This window comes from Sphingomonas sp. Leaf28 (assembly GCF_001421685.1).
GTDB lineage: Bacteria > Pseudomonadota > Alphaproteobacteria > Sphingomonadales > Sphingomonadaceae > Sphingomonas > Sphingomonas aurantiaca.
The window spans coordinates 165,524-183,566 of sequence record NZ_LMKX01000001.1 but is presented as its reverse complement, the minus strand read 5'-3'; the positions used below and the strand labels follow the sequence as shown (position 1 = coordinate 183,566).

General features: G+C 67.7%; 13 protein-coding genes. 4 read left to right on the top strand and 9 right to left on the bottom strand.

What is annotated here, in order from left to right; translation table 11 throughout:
• Positions 1 to 189 precede the first annotated feature (189 nt).
• The 3 genes from ASE79_RS00875 to ASE79_RS00865 all read left to right on the top strand — a co-directional run bounded on the left by ASE79_RS00875 (position 190) and on the right by ASE79_RS00865 (position 4,700).
• Positions 190 to 1,275, top strand: a complete 1,086-nt coding sequence (locus ASE79_RS00875; RefSeq protein WP_056413118.1) for a LacI family DNA-binding transcriptional regulator — start codon at positions 190 to 192, stop codon at positions 1,273 to 1,275.
• Between the two features lie 133 nt (positions 1,276 to 1,408).
• Positions 1,409 to 3,187 (top strand): IlvD/Edd family dehydratase, encoded by a 1,779-nt coding sequence (locus tag ASE79_RS00870; RefSeq protein ID WP_056410869.1) that lies wholly within the window; start codon positions 1,409 to 1,411, stop codon positions 3,185 to 3,187.
• Between the two features lie 70 nt (positions 3,188 to 3,257).
• A complete protein-coding gene (locus ASE79_RS00865; RefSeq protein ID WP_082444987.1) occupies positions 3,258 to 4,700 on the top strand; it encodes a sugar porter family MFS transporter in 1,443 nt (480 codons plus the stop codon).
• Between the two features lie 206 nt (positions 4,701 to 4,906).
• On the opposite strand, the gene ASE79_RS00860 is transcribed toward ASE79_RS00865, so the two are convergent.
• The 9 genes from ASE79_RS00860 to ASE79_RS00825 all read right to left on the bottom strand — a co-directional run bounded on the left by ASE79_RS00860 (position 4,907) and on the right by ASE79_RS00825 (position 16,510).
• The gene (locus tag ASE79_RS00860) at positions 4,907 to 5,812 is read right to left on the bottom strand and encodes an SMP-30/gluconolactonase/LRE family protein (RefSeq protein ID WP_056410867.1); all 906 of its coding nucleotides are present in this window, start codon (positions 5,810 to 5,812) and stop codon (positions 4,907 to 4,909) included.
• Complete coding sequence (locus ASE79_RS00855) at positions 5,803 to 6,609, bottom strand: SDR family NAD(P)-dependent oxidoreductase (RefSeq protein WP_056410864.1); 807 nt, start codon at positions 6,607 to 6,609, stop codon at positions 5,803 to 5,805. Before ASE79_RS00855 ends, ASE79_RS00860 begins: the two co-directional genes overlap by 10 nt.
• Positions 6,606 to 7,748 (bottom strand): fumarylacetoacetate hydrolase family protein, encoded by a 1,143-nt coding sequence (locus ASE79_RS00850; RefSeq protein WP_056410861.1) that lies wholly within the window; start codon positions 7,746 to 7,748, stop codon positions 6,606 to 6,608. The genes ASE79_RS00855 and ASE79_RS00850 overlap by 4 nt, the downstream gene beginning before the upstream one ends.
• Positions 7,749 to 7,772: 24 nt before the next feature.
• The gene (locus ASE79_RS20660; protein ID WP_156359477.1) at positions 7,773 to 8,021 is read right to left on the bottom strand and encodes a hypothetical protein; all 249 of its coding nucleotides are present in this window, start codon (positions 8,019 to 8,021) and stop codon (positions 7,773 to 7,775) included.
• Between the two features lie 26 nt (positions 8,022 to 8,047).
• Positions 8,048 to 10,033 (bottom strand): sialate O-acetylesterase, encoded by a 1,986-nt coding sequence (locus ASE79_RS00845; RefSeq protein WP_082444986.1) that lies wholly within the window; start codon positions 10,031 to 10,033, stop codon positions 8,048 to 8,050.
• A gap of 264 nt (positions 10,034 to 10,297) precedes the next feature.
• The gene (locus ASE79_RS00840) at positions 10,298 to 11,872 is read right to left on the bottom strand and encodes a glycoside hydrolase 43 family protein (RefSeq protein ID WP_056410857.1); all 1,575 of its coding nucleotides are present in this window, start codon (positions 11,870 to 11,872) and stop codon (positions 10,298 to 10,300) included.
• A gap of 2 nt (positions 11,873 to 11,874) precedes the next feature.
• Positions 11,875 to 13,542, bottom strand: coding sequence for a glycoside hydrolase family 43 protein (locus tag ASE79_RS00835; RefSeq protein WP_056410854.1), 1,668 nt, complete (start codon positions 13,540 to 13,542; stop codon positions 11,875 to 11,877).
• Between the two features lie 43 nt (positions 13,543 to 13,585).
• The gene (locus ASE79_RS00830; protein WP_056410852.1) at positions 13,586 to 15,376 is read right to left on the bottom strand and encodes an IlvD/Edd family dehydratase; all 1,791 of its coding nucleotides are present in this window, start codon (positions 15,374 to 15,376) and stop codon (positions 13,586 to 13,588) included.
• A 27-nt stretch (positions 15,377 to 15,403) separates the two neighbouring features.
• Positions 15,404 to 16,510 carry an aldose epimerase family protein gene (locus tag ASE79_RS00825; RefSeq protein WP_416354500.1) on the bottom strand — a complete coding sequence of 369 codons (1,107 nt, stop codon included), beginning with the start codon at positions 16,508 to 16,510 and terminating at the stop codon, positions 15,404 to 15,406.
• 175 nt (positions 16,511 to 16,685) lie between these two features.
• Between ASE79_RS00825 and ASE79_RS00820 the strand changes: the two genes are divergently transcribed.
• Positions 16,686 to 18,014 carry a sugar MFS transporter gene (locus ASE79_RS00820; protein WP_056410846.1) on the top strand — a complete coding sequence of 443 codons (1,329 nt, stop codon included), beginning with the start codon at positions 16,686 to 16,688 and terminating at the stop codon, positions 18,012 to 18,014.
• Positions 18,015 to 18,043 lie beyond the last annotated feature (29 nt).

The following is an 18,043-nucleotide window of genomic DNA, read 5'->3' as shown; positions in this document are numbered from 1 at the left end:
CTCCGCCTGATGACGGAAATAGCGCTACCATAACAGCCCCTTCGGGCTGGGCAAGCGGACTTTGATGGTTGCGTTGCCGCGCATCGCTGCCGCCGTTGCGCATAAGGAATGCCGGTCACCGCGGTCGGACGAGCGTCTGCAGTCGACAGCCATTTCCTGCGACGGGCGGTTGCGCTAACGCTACGCCAGATGGACATCATTCCCCCTCCCACGATCAGGCCGTCGCGTCGCGCGGGCGGCGCGCCGACGATCAGCGACGTCGCGCGGCGCGCCGGCGTTTCACCGATGACGGTGTCGCGTGTCATCAATGGCGAAAGCAACGTCCGTCCGGTCACGCGCGACGCGGTGAACGCCGCGATCACCGCGCTGAACTATGCGCCCAACCCCGCCGCGCGCAGCCTGGCCGGGGCAGGGCAGACTCGGATCGGGCTGCTCTACAGCAACCCGAGCGCGGGCTTCCTCAGCGAGTTCCTGCTCGGCAGTCTCGATCAGGCGGCGCGCAGCGATGTCCAGATCATCGTCGAGAAATGCGACCTCGGCGAGCATGAGCTCGAGGTGACTCGGCATCTGATCGCGGGCGGGATCGACGGTATCGTCCTGCCGCCGCCCTTGTGCGAGGCCGAGGCGATCCTCGACCTGCTCGCCGAGGCGCGGATCCCGACGGTGTCGGTCGCCAGCGGCCGGCCGTCGGACGATGTCCTGGCCGTCCGGATCGATGACCGCGAGGCGGCGCTGACGATGACCCGCCACATCATGGCGCTCGGCCATCGCCGGATCGGCTTCATCACCGGCAATCCCAATTTGTCGGCCAGCGCGCGTCGCCTCGAAGGCTATGGCGCCGCGTTGCAGGAAGCGGGGATCGCGGTCGACGAGACGCTGATCCAGCCCGGGCTCTACACCTACCGGTCTGGGCTCGACGCTGCCGAGGCGCTGCTCGCGCTGCCCGAGCCACCGACCGCGATCTTCTCGTCCAACGACGACATGGCCGCCGCCACCGTCGCGGTCGCGCATCGCCGCGGGCTCGACGTGCCGGGCGACCTCACCGTGTGCGGGTTCGACGACACGATCATGTCGACCGCGATCTGGCCCGAGCTCACGACGGTCTATCAGCCGATCGCGGACATGGCGCGAATCGCGGTCGAGATGCTCGTCGCCGCGATTCGTCGCCCGGCCGGAGTCGCCACCGCCGACCGCCACCGGCTGCTCGATTACACGCTGATCCGTCGCCAGTCGGACGCCGCACCGCGGCGGCGCCCGCGCGCGGACCAGGCATGATCCGCGTCCGAAAACCGCGATAAACTGATGCTCGATGCCGACGCAGCGCGCTTGACGTCGTCAGCGAAGATGGTAGCGATACCAGTATTAACGTGCGCCGACTGATCGGCGACGGCCAGCAGGAGAGTTTCGCGTGCAACGGCAACCGGTTCGGCCCTTCCGATCGCGTGACTGGTTCGCGGACCCCGCGCGCTCGGACATGACCGCGCTCTATCTCGAGCGATTCATGAACTACGGTCTCACCCCGGCGGAACTCCGCTCGGGGCGGCCGATCATCGGCATCGCGCAGACCGGCAGCGATCTGTCGCCGTGCAACCGCATCCACCTCGATCTCGCACGCCGCGTCCGTGACGGCATCCGCGACGCAGGCGGAATCGCGATGGAATTCCCCGTCCATCCGATCTTCGAGAATTGCCGCCGGCCGACCGCCGCGCTCGACCGCAACCTCGCTTATCTCGGCCTCGTCGAGACGCTGTACGGCTATCCGATCGACGCGGTCGTGCTGACCACCGGCTGCGACAAGACCACGCCGTCGGGGATCATGGCGGCATCGACCGTCGATATCCCCGCGATCGTGCTGTCGGGGGGGCCGATGCTCGACGGCTGGCACGAAGGCGAGCTGGTCGGGTCGGGTACCGTCATCTGGCGATCGCGGCGCAAGCTCGCGGCGGGCGAGATCGACGAGGAGGAGTTTCTCCAGCGCGCCACCGACAGCGCGCCGTCGGCCGGCCACTGCAACACGATGGGTACCGCCTCGACGATGAACGCGGTCGCCGAGGCGCTCGGGCTGTCGCTCACCGGCTGCGCGGCGATCCCCGCGCCGTACCGCGAACGCGGCCAGTTCGCCTATGAGACCGGGCGGCGCATCGTCGACATGGCGTATGAAGACCTGCGCCCCTCGCGGATCCTCAGCCGAGAGAGTTTCCTCAACGCGATCCGGGTCGTGACCGCGATTGGCGGATCGTCGAACGCGCAGCCGCATATCCATGCGATGGCCAAGCATGCGGGAATCGAGATTACCGCCGCCGACTGGTCAGACTACGGCTACGACCTGCCGTTGCTGGTCGACGTGCAGCCCGCCGGGCGCTTCCTGGGCGAGCGGTTCCACCGTGCCGGCGGCGTGCCCGCGGTGCTGAGCGAGCTGCTCGCGGCGGGCCGGCTCGACGGCGATTGCCTGACCGTGACCGGCCGGACGCTGGCCGAGAACATCACCGGCCGGGTCGCCACCGATCGCGAGGTGATCCGCGCCTATGACACGCCGCTGAAGGAGCAGGCGGGCTTCCTCGTGCTCTCGGGCAATTTGTTCGACGTCGCGATCATGAAGACCAGCGTGATCTCGCCCGCGTTCCGCGCGCGCTATCTGGAGCGCACCGGCGCCGTGGACGTGTTCGAATCGCGCGCGATCGTGTTCGAAGGGTCGGACGATTATCATCACCGGATCAACGATCCCGCGCTCGACATCGACGAGGATTGCATGCTCGTGATCCGCGGGGCGGGGCCGATCGGCTGGCCCGGCTCGGCCGAGGTCGTCAACATGCAGCCGCCCGATCATCTGATCCAGCGCGGCATCATGACGCTGCCGACGCTCGGCGACGGACGCCAGTCGGGCACGTCGGACAGCCCGTCGATCCTGAACGCCAGCCCGGAGAGCGCGGTCGGCGGCGGCCTGTCCTGGCTGCGAACCGGCGACATCATCCGCATCGACCTCAAGGCGGGGCGGTGCGACGCGCTGGTCGACGCGGACGAGATCGCGCGGCGGCGTGGCGAACCGGCGCCGCCGATACCGCCGAGCAATACGCCGTGGGAGGAGCTGTACCGCGAAAAGACCGGGCAGCTCGCCGATGGCGCGGTGCTCGACTTCGCGGTCAAATATCGCGGCATCGCGGCGCGCACGCCGCGGCACAATCACTGACCGCTTCGACTACCAAAACCAAGACAGACGACACCAGGCCGCAACGGTCGGCGCACAGGAGAGGAACATCATGGCGAATATGCACAGTGGAGATCCGGGAGCGGGATTGCAGGGGAACGCCGCGGTCAACCACGGCTTCATCGCCGCGATCGTCGCGGTGGCGACGATCGGCGGGTTCATGTTCGGCTATGATTCGGGTGTCATCAACGGCACGCAAAAGGGTCTCGAAGCCGCCTTCGGCCTCGGTCGGCTCGGGATCGGCGTCAATGTCGGCGCGATCCTCGTCGGCTCGGCGGTCGGTGCGTTCGGCGCCGGGCGGATGGCCGACGCGATCGGCCGTCGCAACGTCATGATGCTCGCCGCCGCGCTGTTCCTGTTCAGCGCGCTGCTCGCCGGGGCTGCGACCGGCTCCGGCATCTTCATCTTCGCGCGGATCATCGGCGGCCTGGGCGTCGGCGCGGCCAGCGTCATCTCGCCGGTGTATATCTCGGAGGTCACGCCGGCCTCGATCCGCGGTCGCCTGTCGAGCGTCCAGCAGGTCATGATCATCTCCGGCCTGACCGGTGCGTTCGTCGCCAACTTCGCGCTCGCGCGCTATGCCGGTGGCTCGACCGCCGATTTCTGGCTCGGCTATCCCGCCTGGCGCTGGATGTTCTGGCTGCAGGCGATCCCGGCCGCGATCTATTTCCTCGCGCTGCTCGTGATCCCGGAAAGCCCGCGCTTCCTGGTCGCCAAGGGCCGCGAAGCCGAGGCGCATGTCGTGCTCACGCGCCTGTTCGGCACTGCCGAGGCGGACCGCAAGGTCGTCGAGATCCGCAATTCGCTCGCCGCCGATCATCACAAGCCCAAGCTCAGCGACCTGGTCGACAAGACCACGGGCAAGATCCGGCCGATCCTGTGGGCCGGCATCGGCCTCGCCGTGTTCCAGCAGCTCGTCGGCATCAACGTCGTCTTCTATTACGGCGCCGTGCTGTGGGAAGCGGTCGGCTTTACCGAAGACAATGCGCTGCAGATCAACATCCTGTCGGGCGTCCTGTCGATCGCGGCCTGCCTGTTCACGATCGCGACCGTCGACCGGATCGGTCGCAAGCCGCTGCTGCTGGTCGGCTCGGCGGGCATGGCCGTCACGCTGGCGGTGGTCGCCTATGCGTTCTCGACCGCGGTGACGGGGGCGGACGGCGCGGTGTCGCTGCCCGGCCATAACGGCATGATCGCGCTGGTCGCGGCCAATCTGTACGTCATCTTCTTCAACGCCAGCTGGGGCCCGGTGATGTGGGTGATGCTCGGCGAGATGTTCCCGAACCAGATCCGCGGATCGGGTCTGGCAGTATCGGGCTTCGCGCAGTGGATCGCCAACGCGGCGATCTCGGTCAGCTTCCCCGCGCTTGCGCTGTCGCCGGGCCTGGCGGTGACCTATGCCGGCTACGCGTTCTTCGCCGCGATCTCGTTCTTCTTCGTGAAGGCGCTGGTCAACGAAACGCGCGGTCGCGAACTCGAGGACATGACCGGCTGATCGTCGCTCCTCCCTCGCAAGGGGGAGGTGGCTGGCGCTTGCCAGACGGAGGGGGAGGGAAGGGCGACGGCCGTTCGGTGTCCTCCCCCTCAGTCACCTTCGGTGCTACCTCCCCCTGGCGGGGGAGGAAAAGATAGCGCCAAACGAAAAGGGCCCCGCGGATCGCTCCGCGGGGCCCTTTTTCTCGTTCGACGGAGCCGCGCCGGTCAGGTGATACGGCGGCCCGCTATCGTGGCGACACGGTGTGCCGGCTGGCCTGCCACGCCCGCATCGAACGCGAACACGTCGCCTGCATAAGGCTGGAGCGCGCGGTGATCGTCCGACAGGCCCTTGGCGGCCGTCGTCGCATAGGCGGTGCGGCCATCGGGGCCACCGATCGCGATCTTGGTGACGTTGGAGACGGGCAGGCGGATCTCGGCGACCTGTTCCCCGTCCGGCGAATAGCGTCGTACGCACCATCCACCATAGAAGGACACCCAGACATGGCCTTCGGCATCGACGATCGGTCCGTCGGGATAGCCCTGCGTCGCGACGTCGACCGCCGCGAAGATGCGCGTGTCGGCAAGGCTGCCGTCCTCGCGGATCGTGCAGGCGTGGATCGTGCCGGCCAGCGTGTCGCAGTGATACAGCGTGGTGCCATCGGTCGAGATGGCGGGCCCGTTGGTGATCACGATGCCGTCGACGACGGGCGCCACGCCGTCTGCGTCGGCGCGGTAGATCAGCCCGGACGCCGCGCTCTCGCCATCGTCCATCGACCCGAACCAGAGCCGCCCCGCGGCATCGACGGTTGAATCGTTCAGGCGGTTGCCCGGCGAATCAGGCTCGACGACGTGGAGGTGCGTGAAGCTGCCATCGGCGGGGTCGAACCGGTGCAGCCCGGTCTGCAATCCGGCCAGCATGCCGCCGTCCGCCAGCGGCTGGACCCAGCCGACCTGCGCGGGGGCGGTCCAAGTCTGATGATCGCCGGTTGCGGGCGTGAAGCGGTGGATCAGGTGCTGCTTGATGTCGACGAACCACAGCGCATCGTCGAGCCACAACGGGCCTTCGCCCAGCATCGCGCCGACGCCGAGCACGCGTTCCACGCCACCGTTTACATCGCCGTTTACCGCCATCCTGCATCCACCCAGTAATTATGTCCCGTGCACATACGCGCATCGTCGGACGCGAGAAACAGCGCCATCGCGGCGATGTCCGCCGGCTGGATCCGGCCGTCGAGGCATTGCGCGTCGACGATCGCGGCCTCGCCCTCGGGCGTGTACCATTTCTCCTGGCGCGGCGTCTGGACGTTGCCGGGGATGATCGCGTTGACGCGAATGCAGTCGCGGCCGAGATCGCGCGCCAGGCTGCGCGTGAGGCCCTCGATCGCCGCCTTGGCGGTCTGGTAGAGGATCAGGTCCTTCATGCCGAGGTGCCAGCTGATCGATCCGAAATTGACGATGGCGCCACCGCCTGCTGCCTTCATCGACGGCACCACCGCCTGTGCTGCGAAGAACAAATGCCGCAGATTGACGTTCATCCGCTGATCCCAATAGGCCGGGGTCACCTCGTCGATCGTGTGGCGGTCGTCATTGGCCGCGTTGTTCAGCAGGATGTCAACGCCGCCGAGCTGCTCGATCATCGTCTTGAACGTGACGTCGAGCGCGTCGATGTCGGTCAGGTCGAGCGGGTGGAAGATCGGGGCATGCTCCGCCCCGCCGGACAGGCGCTCGACCAGTGCCATGCTGTCGGCCTGCGCCACGTCGACGAACGCGACCCGCGCGCCTTGCGCCACGAACCCCTCGACCAGCCCGGCACCGATGCCCGACCCGCCGCCGGTGATGATGACGCGCTTGTTCCTGAGCGATGGGTAGACGGCGCCTTCGTGGCGACCGGCGATTTTCTGCAGCACGCTGTTCTCCGAATGGGTCATGCCGACAACAGCCCGCGTGCGGCGAGGTTGCGCATCAGCGCGACCAGGCCGAACTCCCAGGGCGCTGCGGCCTTCGATGTGGTGACGGTGTTGATGAGGCGGCCAAGCCCGGGCGCGGCGATCGAGACGGTATCGCCCGACTTGTGCGTGAAGCCCCGGCCGACATCGTCGCGATCCTTGGTCGGCGCGAACAGCGTGCCCAAGAACAGGACGAACCCGTCGGGATATTGATGCTCGCTCAACGCCTGGCGGACGAGTTCCTCGGGATCGCGGCTGATCTGGCTCATCGAGCTGGCGCCGTCGAGGACATAGCCGTCGGTGCCCTCGATGCGCAGCGCGACTTCGGTGCGGCGGACATCGTCGATCGTGAAGGAGTCGTCGAACAGGCGGATGAACGCGCCGAGCGAGCAGGACGCGTTATTGTCCTTCGCCTTGCCGAGCAGCAGCGCGGAACGCCCCTCGAAGTCGCGCAGGTTGACGTCGTTGCCGATCGTCGCGCCGACGATGCGCGCATCGGGCGCCACCAGCAGCACGATCTCGGGCTCGGGGTTGTTCCAGGTCGAATCGGAGCGCACGCCGATGTCCGCGCCCCAGCCGACCGTCGACAAGGACGGCGCCTTGGTGAAGATCTCCGCATCCGGGCCGATCGCCACCTCGAGATATTGCGACCAGAGTCCCTCCTCGATCAGCGCGGTCTTCAACGCCGCCGCCTCGGGCGTGCCGGGCACGACGCGCGCCAGTCCGCCGCCGATCCGGTCCTCGAGCCGCGCACGCACCGCGGTCGCCGCCCCCGCATCGCCGCGCGCCTGTTCCTCGATCACGCGTTCGAGCGCGGATACCGCGAAGGTGACGCCGGCCGCCTTGACGCACTGCACGTCGATCGGGCTGAGCAGCCGCGGTACGCCACCGACCGACAGGCCGAGCGTATCGAGATCGCAGATCGCCTCGCCGGCAGTCGGATCGAGCAGGTCGCGCGCGACCAGTTCGGCGACGGTTGGTGCGGCCTTGCTCATGTCGAACACGATGCCGCCGGCGACAATGACGGGCGTGGGGCCTTCGCCGCGGTCGATCCGGCCGATCCAGCGCGCGGTGCGCCAGTCGGGTCCAAGGGCGTCGAGGGTATCGAAAGCGAATGTCACGGCAACATCTCCGGCAGGGCTGTATCAGGCGAAAAATCGGTGGTCAGGTGGCACGGACATGCCTCCGTCACGTAGCTTTGGTCGACGTGCCAACGTCACCGCGCGATGCGGCAGATCGGTAAAGTCCTCTCCTCCGCCGGTTATTGGCGGTAGCGGTACCATTACCGATACACCGGCGTGTTTTGCAAGGTCGTCCATCTGCTCGCCGCGCGGATCCGACTGACGCGGGTGTTCCAGGCTTTGTGATGCGCCGGCAGCCTGGACGATCAGCACGCATCGCGTTTCTCCTTCGTGTCACGTCAGGGCAGCACGATCTCGAACGGCCCGACCGGCAGCTGTGCGTCGTCGGATAGGTTGACCACGGGGCTGTCCGCCCAGGCATAGCGGACCCGGACGACCGGCTTGCCGTCGGCGGCGAGCGTCACGCGGTCGCCTTGCGCGATGCCGTCGGCATAGCGGCAGCTGCCGGCCTCGGCCCCGCAGAGTTCGAACCCGATCGGCCCGCGTGCGGCCTGTGCGTGCAGCGCGCCGGTGACGCCGGTGAAGCGCAGCGTCACGCCGCCACCGGGGGCGCGGCTTGCCGATGCGATGGCCGGTCCGGCCGGCGCGCGCGCGCCATAAGCGAGCGGACGCAGCACGCGCGCGAGCCGCTGGCCCACCGCATGCTTCTCGCCCGGATGGATGTCGAGCGGATCGCCCAGATCGATCGTCACCGCGACACCGGCATGCCCGTCGCGGGCGGCCATCAGCCGCTGCGCCTCGCGGACCTCCGCCCAGCCGCTCTCGCCCGCCGCGATCGGCGGCGTGCCGTAATTGGCGAGCTGGGCGATCGCCAGCGGGATCGCCGGCCCGCCGAACTGCTGGCGCCAGCCGCGGATCATCGCCGCCAGCCGCGTCTCGTATCCGGGCAGGCCGGTGTCGGATTCGCCCTGGTACCACGCGATCCCGGCGAGCGCGGTCGCCCCGATCGGCGCGATCATCCCGTTGTACAGCGTGCCCGCGCCGTTGATGTCGTCCCATGGCGACCGCGGCGCATTGCCCGCCACGCGCTTCGCGATCGCATAGCGCCAGCCATCGCCGATCGGCACCGCGCTGCCGTCCGCCAGCGTCAGCATCATCGCCGCCTCCGGCCCGGTCATGCCGCCATAGGCATAGACGTCGTCGTCGTTGACGGTGATGACGTTGCGCCCTGCTTTCAGCAGCCCCGCGGGTAGCGGATAGACGCGCGCGCGGCCGGCGTTGCTGTTGCCCCCGACGCCGATCCCGTTGACCCAGGTGCGATCCGCGTCGTCGACCACGCCGATCGCCAGCGTCGCCGCGCCGCGCGCCTGCGCCGCGGTCAACGTCACGACGCGCTGATACCAGACCATGCCGTTATAGTCGGCGAGCGCGGGGACGCCCCATTGCTCGAAATTGCCGATGCGTGGCACCGGTTTCCAGTCGATCGCGGCGTCGGGCTGCCAGGGCTCGCGTCCAGGCGCATCGCCGGTGCCGCGTCGCCACCAGTCTTCCCAGATCGTCGACGCGCCGCGCTCCGCCGCGACCGGATCCGTCGCGTGCAGCGCGAGCAGGTCCGCCGCGCGCGCCAGCCCCGCGGACCGCAGCGCGGTGTCGCTCATCCACGCGCTGATCCGCGATCCGCCCCAGCTTGCGTGGATCGCACCGATCGGCACCCGCTCGCTCCGCCGGAGCGCCTGCACCATGTAGAAGCATGCCGCCGAGAACCCGGGGACCGTATCCGGCCCGGCCGCCGCCCATCGCGGCATCGCGGCGAACCGCGCGAGCGGCGTCTCGCTGGTCGCCTTGGGGATCGTGACGAGGCGGAGTTGATCGTCGAGCGCCGGATGCGCGTCGGGGATCAGGTCCTGCGCGGCGTTGACGGGCAGTTCCATGTTGCTCTGGCCCGAACACAGGAACACGTCGCCGATCAGCAGGTCGCGGACGGTGGTTACGCCGTCGCCGCCCGTCAGCGTCAGATCATAAGGGCCGCCCGCGGCAAGCGGTTCGAGGCGCAGCGTAAACCGACCGTTGCGATCCGCCGTCGCGGTTGCGGTGCGCGTGCTCAGCCGCGCGGTGACCGGCCGGCCCGGCACGCTCCGCCCGCGCAGCAGGATCGGCTGGCCCCGCTGCACGACGCCGTGATCGCCGACCAGACCGTCGAGGCTGGGGGCGGTGTCCGGAGCCGCAGCGACTGCCGCGGTGGCCAAACCGATCGTAACGAAGGATGCGGTGATCCCGGACAGGATGGTCGACGCAGCCCTGCTCGTCGATTGATAGGCTATCATCCTCACCCTCTCCCTGCGCGCCCACCGCCCCGACGTTCGGTCGGGAGGCGTTTCGAGCGGTCCATTCTTTTCGGCACGCCGTCATGCATCGCACGCCGGCAGCGCCATGGTATCGCTCACACGAAATTTATACTCCGACAAAGGCCGGCGGCAACTCTTTTCTACCGATGTCGGCCCTGCCGCGTCGCGGCAGATTGCCGCCCCTGACACAGAAGAAGAGCGAGCGGTGCCGAGGGTCCGTCACGACGATCTGACAGGGGAGGGTTACCGTTTGCCCCGACCGTCGAGCGTGACCGAGCCGATATCGAGATACCCGCCACGACCGGCCGGATTGTAACAGAACAGGCTGAACTGCTGCCCCTGGAACGTGCCGGTTTGCCAGTCGAAAGCGAGCGGGAAGCGCGGGCCGAGCGGCGTGAACGTCGTGCCGTCGGTGCTGTACGCCACCGCGCCGGTGTCATCGCCGAAATCCATCTCGGTCCGCAGCGTCAGCTGGGTACTGCGGACGGTCACGGCGGGGCTCTCCCGGACGATGCGCTGGATCGTCGTCTTTGCCGGGCTGGCGACATCCTCGATGATGCGCATCGACAGCGTCAAATGTCCCTGCGCGTCGCGGCCGAGCGCGATGCCGCCGCTATATTTGCCGAAGACGCCCGCCCCGCATTGATCGCCGCGCACGACGTGGCTCGCGTCGAGCCGGACCGTGGCACGGCTCCACGGCGCTTGCCCTTTCTGGAGGAGCGTGTTGCGCGCGGTCCAGATCGAACTGCCAGGCGCTGCGTTAAGCCGCAGGAAGCCGGGCCTTGCGGTCAGCGACCAGCGGTCGGGGAGGGGGTTGTGATTCCACTGCCATTGCAGGCCGAGCCTGGTCTGCGCGAAATCGTCGGAGGCGGCGGGCGTTTCGACGGGCATGCCCTGGATCGGCTTGCGCGCGGTGGCGGGGACCCGGTTCGGCGCCTCGGGCGTGCCCCAGATCGGCCAACCGTCGCGCCAGTGGATCGGGCTGATGTTCGTCGTCCGCCCGATCGCGCCTGCGTCGATCATGACGAATCCGTAATCGCTGCCGTCGGCCAGATCGACGATCGCGCCCTGATGGCCGCCGCTGGTGTCGTCGATCTGATTGCGCGTCTCCCACGGGCCGGCCAGCGCGGTGGCGCGCGAGACCGTCAGCCCCAGCCGATGCGGGATCGCGTTGAACAGGTAATAATATTTGCCCCGTCGGACCAGCTTCGAGCCTTCGGCGCCCTTGGAATAGTGGATCACCCGCCGGGCGGTGATCCGCCGCAGCGTTGGGTCCAGGCTGAGCAGCGTCTCGGTCCCGTCGCTGCTGCTCGCGGTCGCGATATAGGCCAATCCGTCATCGTCGAAGAACAGCCCCGGATCGAACGCGGCCTCGCTCAGCCGGTTCATCGTCCAGGGCCCGCGGACGTCGCGGGCGCGGTAGATCCGAGTCGGCTCGCCGACCGGGGTGACCGCGACATAGAACATCCCGTCGTGATGCCGCAGGCTGGGGGCGAAGATGCCGCGGCGATACGACCCGCCGGCCTGCAGGTCATATTCCGGGCGGCCGCTCAGCGTGTCGACGACATGCGACGCGAACCGCCAGTTCACCAGATCCCGGGAGGTCAGGATCGTCAGCCCTGGCACGTCGGCAAACGTGCTCGTGATGAAATAGAAGACGTCGCCGACGCGGATGATGTCGGGATCGGGATAATCGGCGTTCAGCGGCGGGTTCGCGAAGGTCCCGTCACCGCGATCGGATTGCCAGGCCTGCGCCGCGGCGATCATTGGGGATGCGATCAGCGCCGCCGCTACAAGGCAGGCACCCGTCCAGCGCATTCTCACGACGTTCCGGCGGCGGGATCATAGACATAGGGCCCGACGACCGTCCCGACAAAGCCACCCGCGCGCGCGGTAGTCAGCAGCGTCGCATCGAAGTTCGACAGCAGCGTGCGGCGGCCGGCGCGCGTCTGATAGTCGAACGCCATCACGCCCTTGTCGGCCCGGATCGTCAGCGTGACCGGCCCCGACGGATCCACCGGCGCGGACGTGACGAGCGTATCGGCCTGCGCCTTGTCGCGTGCATACAGCGCCACGACGGGCTTGCCCGCGATCCGCGTGATCCCGAAGAACAGGAACGACTCGTCGTTCTGCACCGCGGCAAGGCCCGCGCGTGCGCCATCGGTCCGGGGCGCGAAGGTCACGCGCGTCGTGATCGTCGCGATGTGATGCTGTTGGCGACGGCCGAGAAACGCCGGCACGCCCTGTCGATCGCCCAGCGCGGCGCGCGATCGCAGCGTCAGTCCACCCGCACCCAGCGTATGGAACGGCGTGGCGGGCGCGCGGATGCCGATCCATTGAATCGCCAGGCTCTTGCCGTCGAACGCATCGCTATACGCGAAATCGCCGGTGACGGGGGTGGTCGGCCGGGGCTGCGCGGGCAGCTTGGGCTTGGTGGCGGCGAACGGGATCGGGGTCTTCGGCGCCAGGATGTGCGGCCAGCCATCGGACCAGGTCACGGGCAGCAGGAACGTCTCGCGGCCGATGGCATAGCGTTCGGGCGCATAGGGTCGGGTCGCTAGAAACGTCGCCCACCAGTCGCCATTCTGCGTCTGGACGAACTTGGCGTGGCCGGCCGACGTCACCGGGTTCGCGCGATCCGCGGCCAGCCCGCGCTGCGTCAGGATAGGATTGTCGGGATAGGGGACGAACGGCCCGGTCAGGCTTTTCGACCTGAACACGACTTCGGAATGATTGTCGCCGGTGCCGCCCTCCGCCGCGATCAGGTAATAGAAGTTGTCGTGCCTGATCAGGTGGGGACCCTCGATCCACACCGGCTTGGTCGCAAGGTCGACACCGCCATTGACGATCTGCGTGCTCGGCCCGACCATCTTGCCGGCGCGCCAGTCATATTCCTGCACCCAGATCGCACGGTGCCCGTCATAGCGCGGCGTCTCGTCGGGCGCGCGATTGTTGACGATATAGGCCTTGTCGCCTTCCCAGTAGATCGATGGGTCGATCCCCTCGAACGGCAGCCAGATCGGGTCGGACCACGGCCCGGCCGCGTCCTTCGCGGTGATCACGAAATTGCCTTTGCACTGCACGCAGGTGTTGACGATGTAGAACACGCCCGCGTGCCACGAGATGTCGGGAGCGAACACCGCTTGCGACAGCCCACGCCCGGCAAGATCGAGCTGGCTCGGGCGCGAGATCGCGTTGCCGATCTGGACCCAGCTTACCAGGTCCTTCGACTTGAAGATCGGCAGGCCTGGAAAATGCGCGAAGCTCGAATTGACGAGGTAATAGTCGTCGCCGACGCGCGTCACCGACGGATCGGGGTAATAGCCCGACAGGATCGGATTGCGGTATTGGTTCGGCGCCACAACGACGCGCTCCTGCGATCGCCCGTCATAGCTGAAGCTGTCGAACCGCGCGGTTTGCGCAGCTGCCGCCTGGGCCAGCACCAGCGCGGACAGCGTCGTCACGATGCGCGGTAGGGATCGGGTCATCAAGGCTCCTGGTCTGAACGGATCCGTACCGCGCTGCGTGTACTCAGTGGTTGTCGCGCGGGAGGCCCATCGTCTGGGCGATCCGCTGATACTTCTCGGCACCTTCGAGGATCGCGCCGGTTTCCATCTGGCCGACGGTGGCGCGCTGGATTTCCTGCCACGGGGTCTGCGAGCGCGGATAGGCATAGCCACCCGCCTCGGTCAGCGCGCGGCGGCGTTCGGCGAGCTCTTCGTCGGCGATCAAGACGTTCGCGGTGCCCTTGCCGAGATCGATGCGGACGCGGTCGCCGGTGCGGATCAGCGCGAGGCCGCCCATCGCCGCGGCTTCGGGCGAGGCGTTGAGGATCGAGGGCGAGCCTGAGGTGCCGGATTGGCGACCGTCGCCGATGCAGGGCAGGGCGTGGACGCCTTCGCGGATCAGATACGCCGGCGGCCGCATGTTCACGACCTCCGCGGCGCCAGGATAACCGATCGGGCCGGCGCCGCGCATGAACAGCAACGTATCGGTGGTGATGCCGAGCGACGGATCGTCGATCCGGTGGTGGTAATCCTCCGGCCCGTCGAACACGACCGCGGGGCCCTCGAACGCCTCGGGATCGTCCGGGTTGGACAGGTAGCGTGCGCGAAACTCCGGCGAGATCACGCTGGTCTTCATGATCGCGCTGTCGAACAGATTGCCGCGCAGGACGATGAAGCCGGCATCCTCGAGCAGCGGCGTCGCGAACGGGCGGATGACGCGCTCGTCCTCGATCGTCGCGGTCCGGCAATTGTCGCCGATCGACTTGCCGTTCGCGGTCATCGCGTCCTCGTGGATCAGCCCCTGCTTCATCAGCTCGGCGACCACCGCGGGGACACCGCCTGCGTGATAATAATCCTCGCCGAGATATTCGCCGGCGGGCTGAAGGTTGACCATCAACGGCACCTTGTGGCCGTGCGTCTGCCAGTCGTCGATCGGCAGGTCGACGCCGATGTGGCGCGCAATCGCGGCCAGGTGGATCGGCGCGTTGGTCGAGCCGCCGATCGCCGAATTGACGACGATCGCGTTGTGGAACGCGTCCTTGGTCATGATGTCGGAGGGCTTCAGATCCTCGGCGACCATGGCGACGATGCGCTTGCCGGTCTTGTACGCGACCTCCTGGCGGTCGCGGTACGGCGCGGGGATCGCGGCCGAGCCCGGCAGCTGCATGCCGAGCGCCTCGGCGAGGCTGTTCATCGTCGTGGCGGTGCCCATCGTGTTGCAATAGCCGGTCGACGGCGCCGAGGAGGCGACGAGCTTGATGAAGCCCTCATCGTCGATCGCGCCGGTCGCGAGCAGCTCGCGCGCCTTCCACACGATCGTGCCCGAGCCGGTGCGCTCGCCCTTGTGCCAGCCGTTGAGCATCGGCCCCACCGACAGCGCGATCGCCGGGATATTGACGGTCGCCGCGGCCATCAGGCAGGCGGGTGTGGTCTTGTCGCAGCCGATCGTCAGCACGACGCCGTCGAGCGGATAGCCGTAGAGCACCTCGACCAGCGCCAGATAGGCGAGGTTGCGATCGAGCCCGGCGGTCGGGCGCTTGCCGGTTTCCTGGATCGGGTGGACCGGGAATTCGAGCGCGATGCCGCCCGCCTCCCGAATACCCTCGCGGAGGCGTTCGGCAAGTACGAGGTGGTGGCGGTTGCAGGGGCTGAGGTCGCTGCCGGTTTGGGCGATGCCGATGATCGGCTTGCCCGAGCGCAGTTCCTCAAGGCTCAACCCGAAGTTCAGATACCGCTCCAGATAGAGCGCCGTCATGTCGATATTCTCGGGGTTGTCGAACCACGCACGGCTGCGGAGTTTAGGCATGTCGGTCATCGAAAGGGGCTTTCTGGGGATCGGATATCAGCGGGCGACGGAGAGGCGATAGATCACGGCGTGGTGATAGGGCTTGCCGGGATCAACGCGTGCCGACACGAAGCTCGGCTTGTTCGGCGCGTCGGGGAATTTCTGCGGTTCCAGCGCGATACCGTCCCCCATCCGGTACAGATGGCCCTGCTTGCCGACAAACGTCCCGTCGAGGAAATTCCCGGTGTAGAATTGCACGCCCGGCTCGGTCGTCAGCACCTCGAGCACGCGGCCCGACAGCGGATCCTCCAGCCGCGCGGCCAGTTCCGGCTTCGCGGTCAGGCCCTTGTCGAGCGCGAAATTATGGTCGTAGCCATGGCCATAGCGGATCTGCTGGTCGCGGCCGTCGCGGATCCCCTCGCCGACGATGCGGCCGCCACGGAAATCGAAGACGGTGCCGGCGACGGGTTGCAGCGCGCCGGTCGGGATCAGCGTCTCGCCGACCGGGGTGATCGCCTTGGCGGGGATCGTCAGCCGGTGGCCATAGGTGCCCGCCGCCGATCCTTCGCCACCCAGATCGAAGATCGCGTGGTTGGTCATGTTGACGATCGTCGGCTTGTCGGTCTTCGCGTCATAGCTGATGCCGAGATTGCCGGCGTCGTCGAGCGTGTACGTCACCGTGACGTCGAGCGTGCCGGGATAGCCGGAGTCGCCGTCGGGGCTGCGATAGCCGAGCACCAGCGTCGCGGTCGGGCCGCTCTTGGCCGAGACGATCGTCCAGGCGACCTTGTCGAAGCCGTTGCCGCCGCCGTGCAGCGAGTTGGTCTTGTCGTTGAGCGGGAGCTGATAGGTCTTGCCGTCGAGCGTGAAGCGGCCACCCGCGATCCGGTTGGCGTAGCGGCCGACCGTCACGCCGAAGAAGTTGGGATGATCGACATAGGAAGCGAGGTCGTCATAGCCGAGCACGACGTCGGCGATCTTGCCGTTGCGGTCGGGGCCCATCAGCGATTGCAGCGTCGCGCCGTAGGACAGGATCCGCGCGGACACGCCGTGCGCGTTGCTCAGCGTCACCGCCTCGATCGCGGTGCCGTCCTTTAGGGTGCCGGCGGGGGCGCGCTTTACGTCTGCCGCGTCGGCCGCCTGCGTCGAAAGCGCTGCGAGCATGGTTGCCACAATGATCCCCGTCTTCCCGATTGCACGCATGCCGGTTCTCCTCCCCTGTTCGCGACGCCGTTGACGCGCCTTGCTCGGCTATATAGTCAGACAATATATTTCTGGGCAAGCCATGCGGGAAAAGACTGTTTTTCAGTCGCCGACACGGCACGGAGGATGAACGATTATGGCGATGCCGATACAGACGCACACGCATACACCCGCGCGCGCCGCGCCTGTCGGGGCGGGGGGGAGCGGGGGCTACCGCTCCGCGTTGACGCTGCTGGCCAGTCTGTTCTTCATGTGGGGCTTCATCACGGTCATCAACAACACGCTGCTGCCGCACCTGCGCAGCGTGTTCGACCTCAGCTATACACAGACAACGCTGATCGAGAGCGTCTGGTTCATCGCCTATTTCTTCGCTTCGATCCCCTCGGCCAAGCTGATCGAACGGGTCGGATATCAACGTGCGATGGTGTTCGGGCTCGGCCTGATGGCGGTCGGCGCACTGATGATGGTGCCCGCCGCCCGGCTGCCGAGCTACGGCGTGACGCTCGTCGCACTGTTCGTGATCGCCAGCGGAATCACCTTGTTGCAGGTCGCGGCCAACCCGTATGTCGCGGTCGTCGGCCCACCCGAGACCGCGTCGGCGCGGCTCAACCTGGTGCAGGCGTTCAACTCGGCGGGGGCGACGCTCGCGCCTTTGTTCGGCGGGTATCTGATCCTCGGGCGTTCGACCTCGGGTACGGCGGTCGCGGGATCGACCGCAGTGCTGACCCCGGCCGAGCGCCTTGCCGATGCGCAGTCGGTGGTGCTGCCCTATCTGATCGTCGCGGCCGTGCTGGTCGTGCTGGCGGTCGTGATCGCGCGCTTCCCGCTGCCGGCGATGGGGGCCGCGACGCAGCGGTCGGCGAAGGCGGACCGCAAGGGCCTGTCGCTATGGTCGCACCGCAACCTCGTCTTCGGCATCCCGGCGATCTTCATCTACCTGATCGCCGAGATCGGCGTCGCCAACCTCTTCATCAATTTCGTCAGCCAGCCGCAGATCGGCAACCTGACGCACGAGCAGGCGTCGCATTACCTGTTCATCCTGTGGGGCGGGATGATGGTCGGCCGGCTGATCGGCAGCGTCGTGATGCGCACCATCCCCGCCGAGCGCGTGCTGGCGGTGGCGAGTATCGGCGCGTTCCTCGTCATGTTGATCGCCACCTTCACCACCGGCCATGTCGCGATGTGGGCGCTGATCTCGGTCGGGCTGTTCCACTCGATCATGTTCCCGACGATCTTCACGCTCGGCATCCGTGGCCTGGGGCCGCTGACCGAGGAGGGATCGGGGCTGCTGATCATGGCGATCGCGGGCGGCGCGCTGGTGATCGTCCAGGGCTGGCTCGCCGATACCTACGGGCTGCAAATTTCCTTCCTGCTGACCGCGGCGTGCGAACTCTACATCCTGTTCTACGCGCTCTGGGGATCGCGCGTGACGGATGCGCTACCGGATCCGGTCGCCGTCCATTGAGGGGAGCGGGCACGACGATCGCTGCCAAG